General features: G+C 62.4%; 1 protein-coding gene and 1 pseudogene. Both read right to left on the reverse strand.

Going from position 1 to position 1127, the window contains the following annotated elements:
* Positions 1–48 precede the first annotated feature (48 nt).
* Positions 49–885, reverse strand: a complete 837-nt coding sequence (locus A2J01_RS15580; RefSeq protein WP_003946046.1) for a carbohydrate ABC transporter permease — start codon at positions 883–885, stop codon at positions 49–51.
* Positions 882–1127: pseudogene (locus A2J01_RS15585) on the reverse strand (sugar ABC transporter permease); the annotation flags it as partial. The gene A2J01_RS15580 and the pseudogene A2J01_RS15585, both read right to left, overlap by 4 nt.

Here is a 1127-nt window from a genome sequence, read left to right on the forward strand (position 1 = left end):
CGCTGGGCGCGCGAAGCCCGCCTCATCGAAACCGTGCGCAAGCGCGCATCACGACTTGACGCCGCCTGCGGTCAGACCGGCGATAATGCGTCGCTGGAAGATGAGAACCATGATGACCAGCGGGACCATCACGAGGGTTCCGCCGGCCATGATCGAGGTGTACGGCGTGACGAATGGGTCCGTTCCGGAGAACTTGGCCATCGCCACGGTGACGGGTGCGGTCTTGTCACTCGAGAGTTGGAGCGAGAGCAGGTACTCGTTGACCGTTGCGATGAAGGCGAGGATCGCGGTGGTGAACAGTGCCGGCGCGGCGAGCGGAAGCATGATCAGACGGAAGGCCTGGCCACGGGTGGCGCCGTCGATACGCGCCGCCTCCTCGAGCTCCCACGGAAGCTCGGAGAAGAACGACGTCAGCGTATAGACCGTCAGCGGCAGCACGAACGAGATATTCGGGATGATCAGCGCTTTGTAGCTGCCGATCCAGCCGATGTCGGTGAACAACTGGAACAGCGGGGTCACGAGGGCGACGACCGGAAACATGGACGCGCCGAGGATGATTCCGGTGACGAAGTATTTGCCACGGAAATCGAAACGCGAGAGCGCGTACGCCGTGAACACGCCGATGACCAAGGCGATCAGCGTGGTCGCGCCCGCGATGATGAGGCTGTTCATCAGTGCACGGGTGAAGTTCACCTTCGCGTCGGGATCGAGCGCCGCGGTGAAGTTGGACAGCGTGAGATTGGTGGGCCACAGCGACGTCGAGAACGTGTCCGCCGGGTCGCGCAGCGCCGTCACGATCATCCAATAGCAGGGAGCGAGTCCCCACACGATGATCAGTACGACGCCGATGTAGGTGCCGATCTTGCCGCGTAGTGCCTTGTTCATACCGGCTCCCCCTTCCGCTGCTTTTCCTGCGTGCTGACCGCATTGGCTCCGAGGAATCGGACCAGGATGAAGGCCACAGCGAAGATGATGAGGAACGTGATGGTGGACAGTGCCGACGCCGAATTGGCGCCGACGCGCATCTGATCGACCACCAGAACCGAGATGGTCGAGGTGGCCGGGTTGGATCCCATCATGATCGCGGGCAGGTCGTACATCCGCAGAGCGTCCATCGTGCGGAAGAG

Origin of the sequence: Rhodococcus sp. EPR-134, from assembly GCF_001647205.1 — a bacterium.
Taxonomy (GTDB): Bacteria; Actinomycetota; Actinomycetes; order Mycobacteriales; family Mycobacteriaceae; genus Rhodococcus_F; species Rhodococcus_F qingshengii.